Consider the following 18,544-nt stretch of genomic DNA (forward strand, 5'->3'; position numbering starts at 1 on the left):
TATCCGTAGCCTATGATGCTCCTGCAAGGGTAAACGGCAGGAAAAAAATGGCAAACCTATGCTGTGTCTTCCGACTGCAGCTGGCGCTCATACAGTACCTTGTACAGGCCTTCCTCGTTTATCAGTTCCTCATGCGAGCCATGCTGCACTATCTCCCCGTCTTCCATTACCAGAATACTATCCGCCAGCTTCACCGACGATACCCTGTGTGAGATAATGATGCTCGTGCGGTTATGCATGATGCGACGCAGGCTGCCGAGAATAGCGTTTTCCGTTTTGGTGTCCACTGCTGAGAGGGAGTCGTCGAGTATGAGGATGCTTGGCTCACGCACCAGTGCCCGCGCAATAGACACCCGCTGCTTCTGGCCGCCAGATAAGGTAATGCCCCGCTCCCCCAGCTTTGTCTCGAACTGTTCCGGAAAGCGCTTGATGTTCTCATACACGTCGGCGTCTTTGGTAGACTGCACCATCTGCTCTTCCGTAATCTCCGGTAGACCAAAGCCGATGTTGTTGCTGATGGTGTCGGAGAACAGGAAAACGTCCTGCGGCACATAGCCAAACTGGCTGCGGAGGCTCTTGATGTTGTAGTCGCGCACATCCACGCCGTCAATCAGTATGCGGCCACTGGTGGCATCATACATGCGTGGCAGCAGGGCTGCAATGGTGCTTTTTCCGGAGCCGGTGTTGCCAATTATAGCCAGCGTCTCGCCATGCTTAATGCTAAACGACACGCTCTTCAGCGCATGAATGTTTGTATCAGGGTAAATAAAGTCAACGTTCTCGAACGCGATATCTCCCTTGATAGGCTTGCTGATGTTCTTACGGGAAACGATATCGTTTTCAGTGTTGAGGAACTCGTTGATACGCTGCTGTGATGCTGCCGCCCGCTGCACCAGGCTGGCTGTCCAACCCAAGGAGGTAACCGGCCATGTGAGGATGTTCACGTAGATGATGAACTCTGCGATGTTACCTGTCGTGATGCTGCCGTTAATGACCTCCTGCCCACCAATATAGACGGTGATAATAGTACTGAGGCCTACCAGGAACAGCACCAGCGGAAAAAACAGCGAGTTCACGAAGTTCAGCTCCAGTGATTTGTCCCGGTACTTGTTGCTGGCAGTAGTGAAGTTATTATGGGAGTCCTCCTCGCGCACAAAGGATTTCAGCACCCGGATACCGGAGAAGGCCTCCTGCACAAACGTGGTAATACCGGAAAGGCTCCTCTGAATCTCGTCTGACTTACGCTGGATAATGTTGTTAACGTAATAAATGCTGATGGCCAGTACAGGCAGAGGAATCAGGGTATATAGCGTCAGCTTCACGTTCACGGAAAGCATATACGGAATCACCATCAGAAACAAAACGATAAGGTTGATGCCGTACATAATGGCCGGGCCAACATACATCCGCACGCGGCTCACATCCTCTGAGATGCGCGACATGAGGTCTCCGGTGTTGTTTTTGCGGTAAAAGCTGAGTGGCAGGCTCTGGTAGTGCGCGTAAATGTCGTTCTTCAGGTCGTTTTCAATCAGGCGGCTCATTACGATAATAGTTTGCCGCACAAAAAACAGGAAGATGCCTCGCAGCAAAGCCATGGCTAAAATAATAAGGCCATATACCAGAATGCTGTTAGCAAAAATATCATATACCAGTTCCTGCTGGTTCAGCCCCTCGAACAGGCCGTACAGGTTAATGCCTTCCCTGATCAGGTTAAAGGCATGGCGCACCACTTGGGCCGGTAAAATTTGGAAAAAGTTAGAAATAATGGTAAATACAATGCCCAGCAGGAGCCTGTACTTATATCGGAATAAATATTTATTTATGTAACGTAATGATTTCACAGTGCAAATTTAAAGCCTTAGGGCTTTTACGTAGTCTGACAAAGTACAAATTGAAATACAAAAAAAAAGAATTAATTTCGCAGCGCGAAAGGGGGAGGGGGTACCAGGTGCCTCATTCGCAAAGATAGAACAACCCATAATCAAACTCTATAAATGGTCGAATTAAAAGAAGTTAAGCGGAAGAAAGACAAGTCAGTCTTTGATCTGGTATCAGAACACAACCACGAGAAAGTTGTTTTCTGCCACGACAAAGATACTGGCTTGAAGGCTATTATTGGAGTACATAATACAGTGCTTGGCCCCGCCCTGGGCGGTACGCGCATGTGGTCTTACGCTTCAGAGGCAGAGGCGCTGGATGATGTGCTGCGCCTTTCGAGAGCAATGACCTACAAGGCCGCTATCTCCGGCCTCAACCTGGGTGGAGGAAAAGCTGTGATTATCGGGGATGCCAAAAAAGACAAGAATGAGGCTTTGCTTCGCAGGTTCGGCCGCTTTATTAAAAACCTGAACGGCTCTTTTATCACAGCCGAGGACGTGGGCATGACAACCAAGGACATGGAGTACATCCGGATGGAAACGGAGCATGTATGTGGTTTGCCTGAGTCCAGGGGCGGTGGCGGAGATCCATCCCCGGTATCGGCATATGGTACCTATATGGGTATGAAAGCGGCCGCAAAAAAGGCTTTCGGATCAGACTCTCTCGAAGGCAAGAGAATCGCCGTACAGGGCGTTGGCCATGTGGGTGCTTACCTGGTAGAGCTGTTGACGAAAGAAAACGTCGAAATATTTGTGACTGATATTTACGAAGACCGCCTGCGGGAAGTGGCAAAAAAGTTTGGCGCCAAAGTGGTGGGTATGGACGAACTCTATGACCTTGATGTAGACATTTACGCGCCATGCGGGCTGGGTGGTACCATCAACGATATAACGATCGACCGTCTGAAGTGTAAGGTAATTGCAGGTTGCGCCAACAACCAGCTGCGCGATGAGCAGGTGCATGGGCCGGCTTTGGTGAAGAAAGGCATTGTTTACGCACCTGATTTTTTAATTAATGCAGGAGGTTTGATTAATGTGTACTCAGAGTTGGTGGGCTATAACCGCGACAACGCCTATGCACAGACGGAGCGCATCTATGGATATACATTGGATATCTTCGCGCTTGCTGAGAAAGAAGGTCTGCACAACCAGCAGGCAGCCATGAGGTTGGCAGAAAAGCGCATTGAGAGCATTGGCAAAATGCGTTCTACTTTCTAATTGCTAAGCGTGTATTTGCAGCTCAGAATATAATTTAAAAATGCGCTTCCATGGGTTCCGGCATTTGCGGAACTATAGCGGGCTTTCTTTTCTTTAGAAGAAAGCTATCAAAAAAAATTGCCAGGCTTGATGCGCCTGTTTTAACAAAGATTTTTACCCAACATACGTTCTTTCAAATATGCTTAACCGCAGAACACTACGAATTAAGGCGATGCAGGCGATTTATGCCTATAAACAAGCCGTAGGTTCCGATTATTTACTGGCCTTAGACCAGATAGGCGAGGACTTTGCTCCGGACCTGAATTCAATGGAGGTGCAGGACAGAAAACTGCTGGAAGGTAGAAGGCAGATTGCCACGCTGCTCTTCAAAGAGTGGTACGAAACGCAGCAGTTCGAGACAGAGGAATCGGATAAGGAGACGATTGATGCGGTTAACAGGGCCATCGTGTATTACAAGAACCTCATTAAAAAAGACTACACGTATTACGGCAACCAGATGCTGAGTGCTGTGGAGCGTATTTATGACCATTACTTGGGTACACTCCAGATACTGGAAGTATTAGTCAGCCTGATTGAGGAAGAGGAGGAAAAGAAAGAGAAGCGCTTTACGGCTGCAAGCGGCCCTGATGTGAAGCAATTCCTGCAAAACCGCGTGGTGCAGCGCCTGCTCCAGAACAAATCATACCAGCAGCACATCATCCGGCGCAACATCAGCTGGGGCTCCGACATCAGCGCGATCCGGGCTGTTTATAAGAACATCCTGAAGCAGGACGAAGCCTTTCTGAACTACCTGTCGCTGCCAAATCCGACCCTTGAGGACGACCTGGAGATAGTGAAACATATTTTCAAAAACATTATCTTTAAAGAAAAAAACTTACAATCTTTGTTTGAAGAGCAGGATCTGAACTGGGTTGAAAACAAAGCAATTGTAAAGAGCCTTGTCAACAAAACCATCAAAATCTTAGGAGAAGAGGCAGAAGAAGAGGTGCAATTGCTGGACCTGTCAGCTAACTGGGAAGACGACAAAGCCTTTTTTGAGGATTTGTATTTCCAGACCGTGCAGGAGGAAGCAAAGTACGAAGCCATGATCTCCGAAAGCGTGAAAAACTGGGATGTGGAGCGTGTGGCGATGCTGGACAAGATCATTCTTAAGATGGCGCTTTGCGAGATGTACATTTTCCGCAGCATACCGGTGAAGGTAACCATCAACGAGTATATTGAGATTTCGAAGCTGTACAGCACTCCGAAAAGTAAACAGTTTATTAATGGCGTGCTGGATAAAATGGCACAGGAATTGACCACAAAAGGTGAGATTCGTAAATCGGGCCGTGGTCTGATTGATAATAAATAACGCAGCCCGGACGAGAGTGACCTCTATGCCGGAATTGCCGTAAGTAAAGGAGAATTCGTCCCTGACGTTAATAAGCATATACAAACTATGAGTAAAAAGACAACCGTACTAGTGGCTTTTACATCGGGTGCGGCCGTAGGGGCCGTAGCTGGCATCCTTTTTGCGCCCGAAAAAGGAAGAGAAACCCGTTACTGGCTAAGCTACCGCTTAGAGAAATACCGCGACACCCTGGCTGATTTAACGCAGCAGTTAATGGCTAAAAGTGATAACCTGCCAACAAACGCTAAATCAGAAGGACAGCGGGTAATACAGGACGCGAAAGACAAAGCAGAAAAGTTACTTGGAGATGTGGATTCACTTATCAACGAGATTAACAGCCGCAAAGAACTATAAAGCATGAAACAAGTTACCCTTATACCCGGAGACGGGATTGGCCCTGAAATTACAGAAGCTGTAAAAACTATTTTTAATGCAGCCAACGTGCCCGTAACCTGGGACGAAGAAAATGCTGGGCAAACTACTTTTGATGCTATCGGTGAATTGATTCCATCAACGCTGATCGCCTCTCTTAATAAGAACAAAGTCGCACTAAAAGGTCCGATCACCACACCAGTGGGCAAGGGCTTTAAAAGCGTGAATGTGCAGCTGCGCCAGATGTTTGACCTGTACTCGAACGTGCGGCCTGCCAAAACCACACCAGGCGTGAATACACGCTTTGAGAACGTAAACTCCGTGCTGTTTCGCGAGAACACCGAAGGCCTGTATTCCGGTTTGGAGATATTTGATGAGCGCCTGCAGATAGCGGACTCTATTTCCCGCGTTACCCGTGAGGGCTGCGAGAAGATTGTGCGTGCCGCGTTTGAATATGCTACCAGGCACGGATGCAAAAGAGTGACTGCTGTGCACAAGGCAAACATCCTGAAGCATGCAGGTGCCTTGTTCCTGAGCGTGTTCAGAGAAATTGCCAAAGACTATCCAGATCTGCAAGCCGATGATATCATCATTGATAACATGTGCATGCAACTGGTGGTGAAGCCCGAGCAGTTCGACGTGATTGTGACCACGAACCTCTTCGGTGATATCCTGTCAGACCTTTGCGCTGGCCTGGTAGGTGGCCTTGGTGTAGTGGCCGGTGCCAACATAGGCGATGAGATGGCGATATTTGAGGCCGTACACGGATCAGCTCCGGACATTGCTGGCAAGGGAATTGCTAATCCTACAGCGTTACTGCGCTCTGCCATTATGATGCTGCACCACCTTGACCTCAAAGATGAGGCAAACCGCATTGAAGCGGCTCTGGAGGCAACTTTGGCTAACAAAGAGGAATGCACCGGCGATTTGGGTGGTAAAGCGAATACCATGCAGTTTGCGCAGAACATCATTGCGAAATTATAATTGCAGAATACTTTACATTTTATTTATATGAAAAAGAGCCTGATTTTAGCAGCAAGTTTTGCTGTAGCTGTTTTCACTACAAGCTGCGATAACACCGCAGGAAACGATGCAGTAGTAACCAATAACGAAACTGCAGCTACGCAGCAACCAGCAGCACAGCCGGTTTCAAACCCTAATGTTGCCACAGAGGGTGAGGTAGCAGCAACGCCATCAGCAAATGCGCCGGTTATGAGCTTTGAGCAGACGGAGTATGACTTTGGTACCGTAAAGCAGGGCGAGGTGGTAAACCACTCCTTTGAATTTACTAACACCGGCAGTACACCGCTTATCATCGAGAATGCTTCTGCAACATGCGGTTGCACCGTGCCTGATTGGACACGTGAGCCAGTGGCGCCGGGCGAAAAAGGGCAGATTGCTGTTCAGTTTAACACCGCAGGCAAAATGGGGCAGCAAAACCCTACTGTTACGGTGCGTGCCAATACACAGCCGGATATTGTTAAAGTATCCATGAAAGGTGACGTAGCGTCCAGCAGCATACCAACTGCCGGTGCCAACGGACCTGTACGCCGCAACTAAATTTTGCACCGCTGATTTCAGCGACACACACTATTATATGAAAAACATATTATTGCAGACACCCGATGGGGGTATGCTGCCACAGTTGCTCATGTTCGGAGCAATTATTCTCGTGTTCTACTTCTTCATGATCAGGCCACAGCAAAAGAAAGCAAGTGACCAGAAAAAATTTCGTGAAGAGCTTACCAAAGGCATGTATGTTGTCACGATTGGCGGCATGCACGGTAAACTGATAGCAATAGAGGGCGAGACAGTAACGTTAGAAGTAGACAGAGGTGTACGTTTAATGTTTGACAAAGCTTCTATTTCTATGGAAGCCACCATGAAGATGCAAAAACCTAAAGACATTGCCGGTTGAGAAAGCAAGAAATATAGTTGGATGGTTTATGAGGCCATTTCAGCCACGGACAAAGCAATACTGGAGAATAGTATTGCTTTGTTTTGTGGCGGCTTCTACCTTTTGGCTGCTCAACGCGCTAAATAAAAGCTACTCCACACAAACCTCTTACCCTATCCGGTTTGTGTACGATCAAAGAAGACTCATCCCTATAACGCCACTGCCAGAGGAGGTAAACATCAATGTTACCGGCACAGGCTGGAAGCTGCTGCGCAAGACGCTGCGGCTGGAGCTACAGCCGGCTGAGATTTATATCCGCAGTGTACCTCGTAACAATTACCTGTTAGGCTCTGCATTACGCCCTGCTTTAGTGAACGCCCTTGATGGTTTGCAACTGAACTTTGTGGTGACGGATACAGTGTACTTTAACTTTGATGCCCGGGTGAGTGAGCGTATTCCATTGCGCCTGGCGCCTAACCAGACCCTGACAGATGAAAATCATGTTGTTGTCGGGCCGGTGCGCATCACCCCGGATTCCGTCACTTTCACAGGGCCCTCCTCCCTTATCGATAGTCTGCCCAACCCTTTCACACTGCGCCTGCCAGAGGATGAGGAGCTAACAGAGACTTCCCGCATCACTGTGCCGATTGACTATAACTATGAATCGCTGATAAACGCGAGTGTAGAGGAAGCGGAAGTAGCCGTAACGGTGAAAACCCTTGTGCAGCAGGAGCGGCAGCTAACGCCGGAGCTAATAAATGTGCCGGAGGGTGTACGGGTTTCTGTACGGCCACCGCTCGCCATGGTGCGTTATCAGGTGTTGCAGGACTCTGTGCCGCTGCTAAACCGGAATCTTTTCAGAGTAATTCTAGACTATAGCAAACTCAACCCGCAGGATTCTACCATCGTACCAGAACTGGTGCAAAAGCCAACAGGCACCCGCCGCCTATTGGTGTGGCCAGACCGTTTTAAGGTGGTAGAGGTAGAAAGGTAAAACATGCTGAAGATAGGTATAACCGGTGGAATAGGTACGGGCAAGACAGTTGTCAGCCGTGTGTTTGCGCTTTTGAGCGTGCCTGTCTATGATTCTGATGCTCGTGCCAAATGGGTCATGCAGCATGATGAGGTGCTTCGGCAGGAACTTATAACGGCCTATGGAGCGGAAGCCTTCACAGCCGAAGGAGAATTGAACCGATCTTACCTGGCATCTGTCGTTTTCAACAACCCGGAGCGACTGGAGCAGTTGAATACGTTGGTGCACCCGCACGTGCGCCATGACTTTGCAAAATGGGCCGCCCTGCATGCTGACAAGCCCTATGTGCTAAAAGAAGCGGCCCTGATGTATGAGTCTGAGGCCTGGAAGCAGATGGACCAGATCATTACCGTGTTTGCACCCATGGAGACACGCATCAAGCGGCTACTACACCGCGATACCCACCGAACTGAGGAAGACATCCGCAATATTATCAGCAAGCAACTGAGTGAGGAGGAGCGCATGTCCCGCGCAGAACACATTATCTATAACGACGATCAGCAACTGATCATCCCGCAGGTGCTGAAGCTACACGAGCAGCTAATCGCATCAGAAATCACCAAGTAAGATTTTCGGGTTCTGGCTTCTGTATCCGCTAAGGTATTAGCGGAGCAGGATACTAATGCTCTGTTCCCGGCGTTGCCTAAGTAGGGCTGCGGTAAAAAAGAATGAAGAAAGGGACGCGCGCAGCGTTTGCACAGAAAAGTATGGACATAAAAAAAGGACAACTTTGCAGTTGTCCTTTTGTGGGGCGTACTGGATTCGAACCAGTGACCCCCTGCTTGTAAGGCAGGTGCTCTGAACCAGCTGAGCTAACACCCCGTTTTTTCTTTCCGAAGACCTTTTGTCCCCGTTTGATGATGCAAATATGGGGCATATTTTTTTAACTGCAAAACATTCGCAAAAAAAATCTTAAAAAATTTTTCTGCGTGCAGCGCCTATTGTTCGTCTATTATAACTGCTGTACCTTTAGCTTTTTATAAGGTGCTATAAATCTGAACTTTCGCTTGGTGAGAAAAGGAGTTGTTAAAAAAGTGCTATTTTATTCGGTTATCGGAGTGGTGGCCGTTATGAGCATAGCGTTGGCGTTGGTGTACACTTATCAGGATAAAATAATTGCGCTTTTTGTAACGGAGGCCAATAAGCACATTAAAACAAAAGTAGAGGTAGAGCAGATTTCACTCTCCCTGTTCGATAAGTTTCCGCATGTGGCCGTCAGCCTCGACCAGGTAAACGTGCACGAGGGTTTGCCGGAGAGCGAGGAGTCGCTGGCGCGGGCCGACAAGCTCTACTTTACCTTTAGCTTGTTGGATGTGCTCCGGGGCAAGTACAGTGTAAAGCAGTTCTACATGGAGAAGGGGGAGGTATACGTGAAAGTGCTGCCGGACGGAAGTGTGAATTACCAGGTTATCAATTCAGACACGACCTCCTCAGAAGAAGAGGATTTTTCCTTCGACCTTGAGAAAATCAGCCTTAGCGAAGTAGCCGTGCATTACATCGATCAGCAGCTGCAGCAAACATATGCCGTAGATGCCCATGAGTTGGAGGCAGCCCTGGCTATCTCTCCTGAGACGATAGATATTGAAGCGAGTGGCAATACCACCATCCACACGATTAAAGTGGGCACAGGAGAGTACTTCAAAGGCAAGAAGGTAGACATCGCCACAGCGCTACAAATAAACCGAGCAGAAGAGGCCGTTTTGTTACAGCCATCTGTGGTGCTCATAGAAGGCGCAGCATACGAAGTGGGGGGCACCGTTAGCTACGCCGGCACCACAACCTTAGACCTTAATTTAGAGGGCAAAAACACCAATATTCAATCGTTGCTGTCTTTGTTGCCGCAGGACATTACGCAGGAGTTCCGGCAGTACCGCAGCGAAGGTGACATATATTTTAATGGAACGGTTAAAGGAAGTATGTCAGCAAAGGAGACACCACTGATAAGCTTCAGTTTTGGTGCCCGTGATGCTTCTTTCTATCACCCGGATGTAAAGCAGCGGGTAGAGAAGATAAACCTGACAGGCAGCTTTACAAACGGCGAAAAACAGAATGCCAGCACATCGGCACTGGAGTTGAAAAGCCTTAGCGGTGTGCTCAACGGCAGGCCTTTCAAAGGGAACCTGGCCTACCGTAACTTCGACAACCCCAATATAGCGCTTGATGTGCAGGGAATGCTGGATGTGGGGTATGTGCTGGGCCTGGCGAAAATAGAGCAGGTGCGCAGCGGCAGCGGTCTGGCAGATGTGCGCATTGCCTTTGCTGGCAACCTGAACGAGTTTAAAGCCCGCCCAGGCAACAGCACCCTCAATACCACCGGAGATATTACCCTACACAATGTGTCGCTTAACATGCAGGACTTGCCGATGCCGGTCACGAACCTGAGTGGTAACCTGATGTTTAAGCGCAACGATGTGGCTGTCTCAGACTTTAAAGGTAAGCTGGGCGAGTCTGATTTCGTGGTGAACGGGATGTTTAAGAACATGATGGCCTGGCTGCTTTTGGAGCGGCAGCGCCTGTTGGTGGAGGCCGATTTTAAAAGCAATTACCTTAACTTTAACCAACTGCTGAGCGAGGAGCTGAATACAGCCGAGGCCGACCGTACAGGCAGCAGCGACAGCTATAAATTCGCCATATCCCCAAACATCGCCTTTGACTTGAGCGCTTCCATTGACCGGCTCCGTTTCAGGCGCTTCAGGGGCAAGAACGTGCAGGGAGAGGTGAAGCTGCGAAACCAGGTGTTGTCTACTCCCAACATCTCTTTCAGGGCCGTAGGCGGTGACTTTGCCGTGCGCGGCACGCTCGATGCCCGGACCCGGGACCATATAAAGGTTAGTACAGCTACAAAACTCAATAACATGAGTGTAGACAGCCTCTTCTATGTCTTTGAGAACTTTCACCAGGACTTTATAGAAGAACGCCACCTGCGGGGCCAGCTTACCGCTAGTATCGTGTCTGATGTGTTCTTCGACAGCCAGCTTAACCCGAAGACCAACCTGCTGCAGGCAGAAATAGACGCTACCGTGCGTAATGGGCAGCTTATTAACTTTGCCCCTATGCAGAAGATGTCTGCGTTCGTGAAGCGCTCCGAACTGGCTAATATGCGCTTTGCCGAGCTGCACAATAGCTTCTGGATTCAGCAGCGCACCATTTACATTCCGGAGATGGACATTCGCTCCAACGTGTCGGCTGCGCCTGTTGTGTCTATATCCGGTACCCACACTTTTGATCAGCTGATGGATTACAAGATAAAGCTGCCACTCTTCGGGAGCCGCCGACCGGACAAAGACGCTGTGTTCGGAGTGGTGGCGGAAGATCCGGACGCTGGCAACAGCAGCCTGTTCCTGACGCTGAAAGGCAACGAAGACGACTTCAAAATTGCGTATGACGATGAGCGTGTGCGGCAGAAAGTAAAAGCAGACCTGAAGGACGAGGGGCAGGAACTAAAGGACCTGTTGCGGGGCAAAAAGCCTAAATCGAAAGAAGAGAAAAAAGTGGAACTGCAGGAGGGGGAGTACTTCGATTTTAATTAGGCTGCCCAAGGCCTGCGAAATTAAGAGAAGCTTTCTTCCTGAAACAGCTTCTTTTTTTTATGTCCTATCTGGCAGAGAAGTTGTTATATCTTAAATTTTGTATTTAACCTACACTTGCTGTTATAGGTCGTTCACGTTAAAATTGATGCCTTGTCAATGGAAATCAGTGTTTACTTGTAACTGTGACACTGTTAGGTCGTTAAAGAAATCAAAACTGCAATAAACAGGATGTGCAGCTAAAAAGAACGAAGGCTTGAAAAGCTAAATGTTTTTTGAGAATTGTACTAAAGCTGTTTTAAGAAATCGGATTAATTGAATGAACTTAAAGATATAAGGGTGAAAAAAAGCCGGGGCTTCCCCGGCTTTTTTATTTCCCTTTATTTCAGGTCTGATTCGCTGAAGTAGGTGTTGTTATCAGGTACAGCAGCCTGTAGTTTTTTAGGGTCTGCACGTTGCAGGTGTAGCGTCTGCGTAGGGAAGGCGAACTCTGCCCCATGCCTTTCCACAATATCTACTATCTTATAATTGATTTCCTCTTTGATATCAATATACTCGTTCCAGTCCATGGTATCTACAAAATACAGGACCATCACATCTTTGGAGTGCGCGCCAAGGCTCAGGAAACGAATGCGCCCTTCCTGGTTAGTGCGGGGGTGCTGGTCAATGAACTCCTGAATATCACGGGTGATGGCCCGTATTTGCTCAGAGGTAGTGTCATACGTCAGGTTGATGTCGAACTTGGCCCGCCGGAAAGTGCGTAGTGTCAGGTTATCCAGTGGCTTGTCGATCATGTGCTTGTTGGGCAGTGTCACAAAGCTTTTCTCCAGCGTCCGGATACGGGTGCTGCGGAAGCCTATTTTTTCTACCACGCCTATTAACTCGCCTACCTGCACGAGGTCGCCTACCACAAAAGGCTGATCCAGGAAGATAGTGAAAGACGCCAGCAGGTTCTCCAGGCTTTCTTTGGCGGCAAAGGCAATGGCTAAACCGCCCACTCCCAAACCTGCCACCAGGCCGGCTACATTCACGCTAAACACAGCCCCCAGCATCGTCAGGAACGAGAAAATTACAATCAGCACTTTTGCAAAATCCTTAAAGAAAGGCACCAGCTGGTCATCCAGCTTCGAGGAGGTTCTCTCTGTGCGGAGTTTAAACACCATTCCCACAAAATCAACAAAGCGCAGGATAACCCATGTCAGGGCTACAATCACGAATACCTGATAAGTGCGGAAAGCAAATGTTTTCAGAAAGTGGTCGCCTTCACGTATCTCGGTGGGGTCTAAAGGGTAGTCCAGCACCAGGAATGCGAAGTACAGAAACACCAGCAGGAGCAGCACCTCCAGCGGCTGTAGCAGCAGGCGTTTAAAAGCTGCCTGGTTATCTTCGTCTGTAAAGCGGTCTACGAGCTTGTACAGGATTTTGGACAGCAGCCTGGATAGTACGGTTTTAAAGATGAAGCCAATAAGCAGGATGCCTACAAATATCAGAAACTCTGCTACTGTGTTGCCTAGAAATTCATAGGCAAGAATTTCTCTCCAGTTCTCTCTCCAGTTCATATACTCTAATTATAGCAGCTGGCTAAGCGCTATCTCAAAACTCGTTTTGGCAATGGCTGTTTTCTGCGCGCTCTTTTCGTGTGTCTTTTCCAGTGCTGTGCGGATAGTTGCCGATATGTCAGTGAAAATAGCCTCATCCGTAATCTCTACTTCGCTCTCCATCAGGTAAGCAAACACGCGGGCCATACCGCAGTTGGCAATAAAGTCCGGGATCACGGCCAGTCTACTGTCAGCGAATTCACCGGTAGGTCCGAAGAAAATCTCCGGATCCTGGAACGGTACGTTGGCACCGGAGGAAATAACTTCCATGCCGCTGCTGATCATCTGCTCTACCTGTGCCCGGGATATAAGGCGGGAGGCAGCGGCAGGAATAAAAATTTCGGCAGGCAACGACCAGATGCGCTCGTTTACCTCCTCAAAGGGCAGCAGCCCATCCGGGTTAAGGGTATTTCCCTGGCGGTTCAGGAACAGCTCCGTTATTTCTGCAAACGAGAAACCTTCTTCTTTTATCAGACCACCAATCCTGTCGATGATGCCGACAATTTTAACGCCTTTGGAGGCAAGGTAGTATGCTGCCGAGGCGCCTACGTTGCCCCAGCCCTGTATAATGGCTCTTTTACCTTCATACTGCCCTCCCCAGATAGCATAGAAATGACATACAGACTCCGCTACACCGTAGCCCGTAATCATATCGGCAATAGTATACTTGCGTGCGGTAGAGGGGGAGTAGTTCGGGTCCTCGATTACTTTCACCACCCCCTGGCGCAGCTGCCCGATCTTGTTTATCTTTTGTGGTTCGGTGGCGTTGAAATGCCCGTTTACAATGCCTTCCTGCGGATGCCAGAGACCGTAATCCTCGGTAATAGGAATCACCTCGTGTATCTCGTCCACGTTCATATCACCGCCGGTGCCATAGTAATTCTTCAGCAAGGGAATAACTACTTTATACCAGCGCTCCAGCACACCGCGTTTGCGCGGGTCGGCAGGGTCGAAGTTAATGCCTGATTTGGCTCCACCGATAGCAGGTCCGGATACAGTGAACTTTACCTCCATTGTTTTGGCTAGCGATTCCACTTCGCGTTTGTCCAGGCCTTTGCGCATGCGTGTGCCTCCACCTGCGGCGCCTCCCCGCAACGAGTTGATAACTACCCATCCTTCGGCTTCTGTTTCAGAGTCTTTCCACTCGAAAACAATCTCAGGGCGTTTATTTTCAAACTTTTCAAGTAACTCTTTCATCTGTTCTGCTCGTGTTTGCTAACGTTTCGCAAAGGTACGAAAAAGATGAGAGCGTGCAGGCAAAGGAAACCTAGCAAAGGTAGATGGAGCCGCCGATGTTATCCTGCGAAGCACCCGTTACACTGCGGAGGCAGTTATGCTCTCCGCGCCAGCGCAGTAAACCTAAAAAAGCAAAGATCAAGGCCTCTTTAAAAGACACCACCTCCGGTTCCGGAACCTCTACGCTATACTGCTCCCCAAGGTACTCCTGTAGCAGCTCGACAAGGTACAGGTTAAATGCGCCGCCGCCTGTTAATAGTACCCGGTGTTGCCTTTCATGCAGCTTTGGCAGTGCCTGCTTTATCTGAAAGGCAATATGATGGCAGGTAGTGTGGAGTTTGTCTGGTATACTGGATTTATGCGCGGCTATAGCTTCCAGGCTGTGTTCTAACACCCACTCTTTGCCTAAGGACTTAGGAGCCGGTGCAGTGAAATAGACTGGGGCATTCAGTTGCTGTAGCAGGTCCGGCTGCAGGGAACCAGACCTTGCCATTTCTCCGTTGTTATCATAGGCGTTTCCCACGCTGTTCGCCAATGTGTTTAAGAGCATGTTACAGGCGCATATATCAAACGCCAGCCGCTTGTCGTTTTGCGAGAAGGAAACATTGGCTATGCCTCCAAGGTTAATACAGTAATCGTACTCCGGGAAGAGTAGTGCATCACCAATAGGTACGAGTGGAGCGCCCTGGCCACCTAAGGCGATATCCAGTGTCCGAAAGTCGCAGACTACGGGCAAGCAGGCGTTAGCCGCAATGTAGGCACCGTCCCCCAGCTGAAAAGAAACGTGTTTTTCCGGCTGATGAAAAATAGTGTGGCCATGGGAGGCAACAAAATCAGGCCGGATTTCGTGTTGTTGTACAAATCTTTGAACCTGTTGTCCTATATACTTGCCATAGGAATGGTGTAGCCGGATGAGTTCCAAGGCATTGTAAGTTTCGGCATCACGGAGGGATTCAATTAAAATATCTGAATATGTTAATGTATTAGTATGTAGTATTTTATATATCCAATTTTCGTTTGTATACGTAAGCCTAAAATACGCTATGTCGAGCCCGTCTAAAGAGGTGCCCGACATAAGGCCGATTACATGATATGAAGTGTCCATTACCAAAAATAATAAATACTACTAAATACTAAGCACAGTAAGTCAGCCAAATAGTGTAGGCTTCGTATATATCTGAATATGAATAAGATTAGGAATGTAAATTGATTTGTAGAAACTGTAAGGTATAATTATTAATTATGAAAAGTTTGTTGTCAAGAGTAGAATCTAAGAAGATAGATAAGGCAGCGGCCATGCTAAAAGTATTGGCCCACCCGAAGAGATTGGCGATAGTGGATTTGCTTGGGAAGGAGGATAAAATGACTGTTACTGAGATATATAAACAGTTAGATCTACCTCAGGCTATCGCATCGCAACACCTCATTACACTAAAAGACAAGGGCGTTTTGTCCTCGTTTAAAGTGGGAACAAAGATTTATTATTCACTGGCTATCCCGAAGTTGATCGATGTGATAGACTGCCTGGAAGAGTGCTGCGTTGATATTTAATCAGCTTATGCTCTACCTGGTTGCAGCCATGGTATGTATAATAAAAGCCTAAGGCCCCCGCATTTCATCTCTAAATGAAGTCTGCGGAGGCCTTAGGCTTTTATTTTAACTAAGAAAAAAGGGCCGTTCACCCAATTTAGTGATTTGTGTCTACGGGTTGTTCTTCCAGGTTGAAGAGGTCATTTAACAGGTCGATCAGAGTCTCCGCTTCACCTCGCTTGCAGGCAGCTTTCAGTTGCAGCACCGGGAGCTTAATTATTTTCTGCATCATAGATTTTGTGATGTTATCTATGAGCTTGGTTTCTTTCGGACCGAGCTTTTTCATGTAGCGCGCCATTTCTTCCTGGCGGATTGTTTCCAGCGCGCTCTTCAGGCGGTTAATAGTAGGGGACACCATCATCTCCTTAGACCAGTCGTTAAACTGATCGATAGACTCGGTAATAATCTCTTTTACCTTCGGGACAGCATTAATACGAAGCTGCAGCGCCTCAGAAGCTTTATTTTGAATCGTGTCGATGTTATACACCAGCACGCCAGGCACTGTTTCCACCTCTGCCTCTACACTTCGCGGCACCGATAAGTCGATAAAGAACTTAAACGACAGCACATTCAGGCGTTTCACCATCTCTTTGGTAAAGAAAGGTGTCTCGTGGGCGATAGACGATATAACCACGTCTGCCTCTTTCATGCCCTGCACGATGTTCTCAAACGGAATCATTTCCATGGCGCACTCTTCTGCCAGTGCTTTTGCCTTGCCCTGTGTGCGGTTGGTGATTTTTACGTTCTTAAAGCCGCTGTCTTTCAGGTTACGGCATACATCGGCGCCAATCTCACCTAAACCCACTACCAATATACTTGGCTCAGGTATCTCAGCTGTCAGTTCCTCAATCAGTTCAATAGCGGCATAAGAGGTAGAGGCAGCACCATCACGGAAAGCGGTTTCCTGCACTACGCGCTTATTCGTAAAGAAAATAGTGTGCATCAGGCGGTGCAGGAACGGGCCTGCGGTCTCGTTGTCGGCCGCCCACTGATAGGCCTGCTTCACCTGGTTCGAGATTTGCATATCACCCACCACCTGCGACTCCAGTCCCATTGACACATCAAACAGATGCTGTACGGCATCATCGTGCTCGGTCAGGATGGTGAAATAGTCTAGGTACTGGGAAATATTTTCCATGCCTTTGGTAATGCCCAGCAGCTTTACAATCTCTGTGCTGTAGTCATCATCGGCATTGTAATAAACTTCGGTGCGGTTGCAGGTAGAAAGTACCAGTATGTCAGAAGCCTGAATAAAGCTTTTGAGCGTCTGTAGGAATAGCCTGCAGGAAGTTTCATCTAAGGCAATCAGTTCCCTGATATCCAGCGGTGCTTTTTTATAAGACAAGCTGATTGCTTTGAAATTCTGAAGCATAATAACGTGTGTCTACTGGAGTGCAAAGGTAAGCTTCAATTTACTAAAATAAAACTTACTTGCGCTCATTGTTTAATTTATACTAATTTCAAATAAAATTCGTGTAAACTGCATGATTCCCATTTACTCTCAAAAGAACAGGATAAAGCTTATTTTTGTTATTGTAGCCCTTATTATTGGGGCTGCCACCATCACCTATACTAATATATTAGTCAGCAGGCTATCTGAGCGGGAGCAGGAACTCGTCCAGCTCTATGCCAAAGGCCTTCGCTACATGATTAATGCGCCCAGCGACGACAATATTGTGTTTATTGAAGAAGAAATCCTTTCTTCCAACCATACGGTACCTGTTATACTTACAGACGAGAATGAGAACATTCTTGATTCAAAGAACATAAATATTCCAGAAAACATTTCGGGAGACACAGATAAAATAAATCAACTGCTGCAGCGCGAGATTGAGAAGATGAAAACGCAGCACGCACCCATTGTAGTGCCTTGGGGCGAGGGTTCTGTCAATTATGTATTTTACAAAGATTCTGCCCTGCTCTCTCAATTGAGGTTTTATCCTTACGTTCAGCTCATCGTCATCGCCTGCTTTATATCGATGGCCTATTTTGCCTTCAGCTATTCGCGCCGTGCCGAGCAGAACAGGGTTTGGGTAGGCCTGGCCAAAGAAACGGCGCACCAGTTAGGTACGCCGCTGTCCTCTTTAATGGCGTGGTACGAGTACATCAAAGCGAGTCCGAAGTTCGAGAATGAGCCTATTATTGATGAATTGGGTAAGGATGTGCGGCGGCTGGAGATAATTACCGAGCGCTTCTCCAATATTGGTTCTGTGCCGCTGCTCCGCGACGAGAATATACTGCAGGTAACGGAAAACGCTATCAATTACCTGCAAAACCGCATTTCCCGCAAGGTAATTTTTTCTGTCACCTCTAATTTCTCTCCGGATATTACAGCGAAGGTAAACGTATCGCTCTACGATTGGGTGATTGAGAATATTTGCAAGAACGCGGTGGATGCCATGGAGGGGAAGGGAAATATAGATATACAGATGTCGTTGCTCGGTAAAAGCAGTATAGCTGTGGACATTACCGATACAGGCAAAGGTATTCCTAAAAGTAAAATGGCTGCTGTTTTTCTGCCAGGCTTTACTACTAAAAAGCGGGGCTGGGGCCTTGGTCTGGCACTGGCCAAGCGCATTATTGATAATTACCACGAAGGCAGACTCTACGTGAAATGGTCGGAGGTAGGCAAAGGCACGACTTTCAGGATTGTGCTGAACCGGTGAAAGAAGTTAGAGAGTTTGGGAGTTAGAGGGTTAGAAAGTTAAAAAATTAGAAAGTTAAAAGGGGTGATTGGGGGAGGGTTCTTTCCTGTGCTGTTTTCCTTGTCCACAAGTCCTTCATCTAGTAGTCCTTTGTCAAATAA

General features: G+C 48.0%; 16 protein-coding genes and 1 tRNA gene. 11 read left to right on the forward strand and 6 right to left on the reverse strand.

Annotated features, from left to right (window positions below; translation table 11 throughout):
- Window positions 1-56: 56 nt before the first annotated feature.
- The gene (locus tag DXT99_RS17265; RefSeq protein ID WP_115566837.1) at window positions 57-1,841 is read right to left on the reverse strand and encodes an ABC transporter ATP-binding protein; all 1,785 of its coding nucleotides are present in this window, start codon (window positions 1,839-1,841) and stop codon (window positions 57-59) included.
- 153 nt (window positions 1,842-1,994) lie between these two features.
- Between DXT99_RS17265 and DXT99_RS17270 the strand changes: the two genes are divergently transcribed.
- The 8 genes from DXT99_RS17270 (at window position 1,995) to coaE (ending at window position 8,354) form a co-directional block, all read left to right on the forward strand.
- Window positions 1,995-3,095: a Glu/Leu/Phe/Val family dehydrogenase gene (locus DXT99_RS17270; RefSeq protein ID WP_115566838.1), complete on the forward strand. Its 1,101-nt coding sequence runs from the start codon at window positions 1,995-1,997 to the stop codon at window positions 3,093-3,095.
- 178 nt (window positions 3,096-3,273) lie between these two features.
- Window positions 3,274-4,446: a transcription antitermination factor NusB gene (nusB, locus tag DXT99_RS17275; protein ID WP_115566839.1), complete on the forward strand. Its 1,173-nt coding sequence runs from the start codon at window positions 3,274-3,276 to the stop codon at window positions 4,444-4,446.
- An 87-nt stretch (window positions 4,447-4,533) separates the two neighbouring features.
- Complete coding sequence (locus tag DXT99_RS17280) at window positions 4,534-4,839, forward strand: YtxH domain-containing protein (protein WP_115566840.1); 306 nt, start codon at window positions 4,534-4,536, stop codon at window positions 4,837-4,839.
- Between the two features lie 3 nt (window positions 4,840-4,842).
- Complete coding sequence (locus DXT99_RS17285) at window positions 4,843-5,841, forward strand: isocitrate/isopropylmalate dehydrogenase family protein (RefSeq protein ID WP_115566841.1); 999 nt, start codon at window positions 4,843-4,845, stop codon at window positions 5,839-5,841.
- A 27-nt stretch (window positions 5,842-5,868) separates the two neighbouring features.
- Complete coding sequence (locus DXT99_RS17290) at window positions 5,869-6,417, forward strand: DUF1573 domain-containing protein (protein ID WP_115566842.1); 549 nt, start codon at window positions 5,869-5,871, stop codon at window positions 6,415-6,417.
- A gap of 37 nt (window positions 6,418-6,454) precedes the next feature.
- Entirely contained in the window at window positions 6,455-6,775 is a 321-nt protein-coding gene (gene yajC, locus DXT99_RS17295) for a preprotein translocase subunit YajC (RefSeq protein WP_115566843.1), read from the forward strand.
- A gap of 28 nt (window positions 6,776-6,803) precedes the next feature.
- Entirely contained in the window at window positions 6,804-7,748 is a 945-nt protein-coding gene (locus DXT99_RS17300; protein WP_246000802.1) for a YbbR-like domain-containing protein, read from the forward strand.
- A gap of 3 nt (window positions 7,749-7,751) precedes the next feature.
- On the forward strand, window positions 7,752-8,354 hold the full coding sequence (gene coaE, locus DXT99_RS17305; RefSeq protein WP_115566845.1) for a dephospho-CoA kinase: 603 nt from the start codon (window positions 7,752-7,754) through the stop codon (window positions 8,352-8,354).
- A 180-nt stretch (window positions 8,355-8,534) separates the two neighbouring features.
- Here the strand turns inward: coaE and DXT99_RS17310 are convergent.
- A tRNA-Val gene (locus tag DXT99_RS17310) sits at window positions 8,535-8,609 on the reverse strand.
- A gap of 212 nt (window positions 8,610-8,821) precedes the next feature.
- On the opposite strand from DXT99_RS17310, the gene DXT99_RS17315 reads away from it, so the two are divergent.
- Complete coding sequence (locus DXT99_RS17315; protein ID WP_246000804.1) at window positions 8,822-11,317, forward strand: AsmA-like C-terminal region-containing protein; 2,496 nt, start codon at window positions 8,822-8,824, stop codon at window positions 11,315-11,317.
- 377 nt (window positions 11,318-11,694) lie between these two features.
- On the opposite strand, the gene DXT99_RS17320 is transcribed toward DXT99_RS17315, so the two are convergent.
- The 3 genes from DXT99_RS17320 to DXT99_RS17330 all read right to left on the reverse strand — a co-directional run bounded on the left by DXT99_RS17320 (window position 11,695) and on the right by DXT99_RS17330 (window position 15,253).
- The gene (locus DXT99_RS17320; protein ID WP_115566847.1) at window positions 11,695-12,873 is read right to left on the reverse strand and encodes a mechanosensitive ion channel family protein; all 1,179 of its coding nucleotides are present in this window, start codon (window positions 12,871-12,873) and stop codon (window positions 11,695-11,697) included.
- Between the two features lie 9 nt (window positions 12,874-12,882).
- Window positions 12,883-14,109 carry a Glu/Leu/Phe/Val dehydrogenase dimerization domain-containing protein gene (locus DXT99_RS17325; protein WP_115566848.1) on the reverse strand — a complete coding sequence of 409 codons (1,227 nt, stop codon included), beginning with the start codon at window positions 14,107-14,109 and terminating at the stop codon, window positions 12,883-12,885.
- 70 nt (window positions 14,110-14,179) lie between these two features.
- A complete protein-coding gene (locus tag DXT99_RS17330; RefSeq protein ID WP_115566849.1) occupies window positions 14,180-15,253 on the reverse strand; it encodes an anhydro-N-acetylmuramic acid kinase in 1,074 nt (357 codons plus the stop codon).
- 137 nt (window positions 15,254-15,390) lie between these two features.
- Here DXT99_RS17330 and DXT99_RS17335 point away from each other — a divergent pair, with 137 nt between their 5' ends.
- Entirely contained in the window at window positions 15,391-15,699 is a 309-nt protein-coding gene (locus DXT99_RS17335) for an ArsR/SmtB family transcription factor (RefSeq protein WP_115566850.1), read from the forward strand.
- Window positions 15,700-15,835: 136 nt separating this feature from the next.
- Here the strand turns inward: DXT99_RS17335 and hemA are convergent, their stop codons facing one another.
- Window positions 15,836-17,110: a glutamyl-tRNA reductase gene (gene hemA / locus DXT99_RS17340; RefSeq protein WP_115566851.1), complete on the reverse strand. Its 1,275-nt coding sequence runs from the start codon at window positions 17,108-17,110 to the stop codon at window positions 15,836-15,838.
- Window positions 17,111-17,222: 112 nt separating this feature from the next.
- Between hemA and DXT99_RS17345 the strand changes: the two genes are divergently transcribed.
- Window positions 17,223-18,404, forward strand: coding sequence for an ATP-binding protein (locus DXT99_RS17345; RefSeq protein ID WP_115566852.1), 1,182 nt, complete (start codon window positions 17,223-17,225; stop codon window positions 18,402-18,404).
- Window positions 18,405-18,544 lie beyond the last annotated feature (140 nt).

Source organism: Pontibacter diazotrophicus, from assembly GCF_003367245.1.
In the GTDB taxonomy this organism is placed as follows: Bacteria; Bacteroidota; Bacteroidia; order Cytophagales; family Hymenobacteraceae; genus Pontibacter; species Pontibacter diazotrophicus.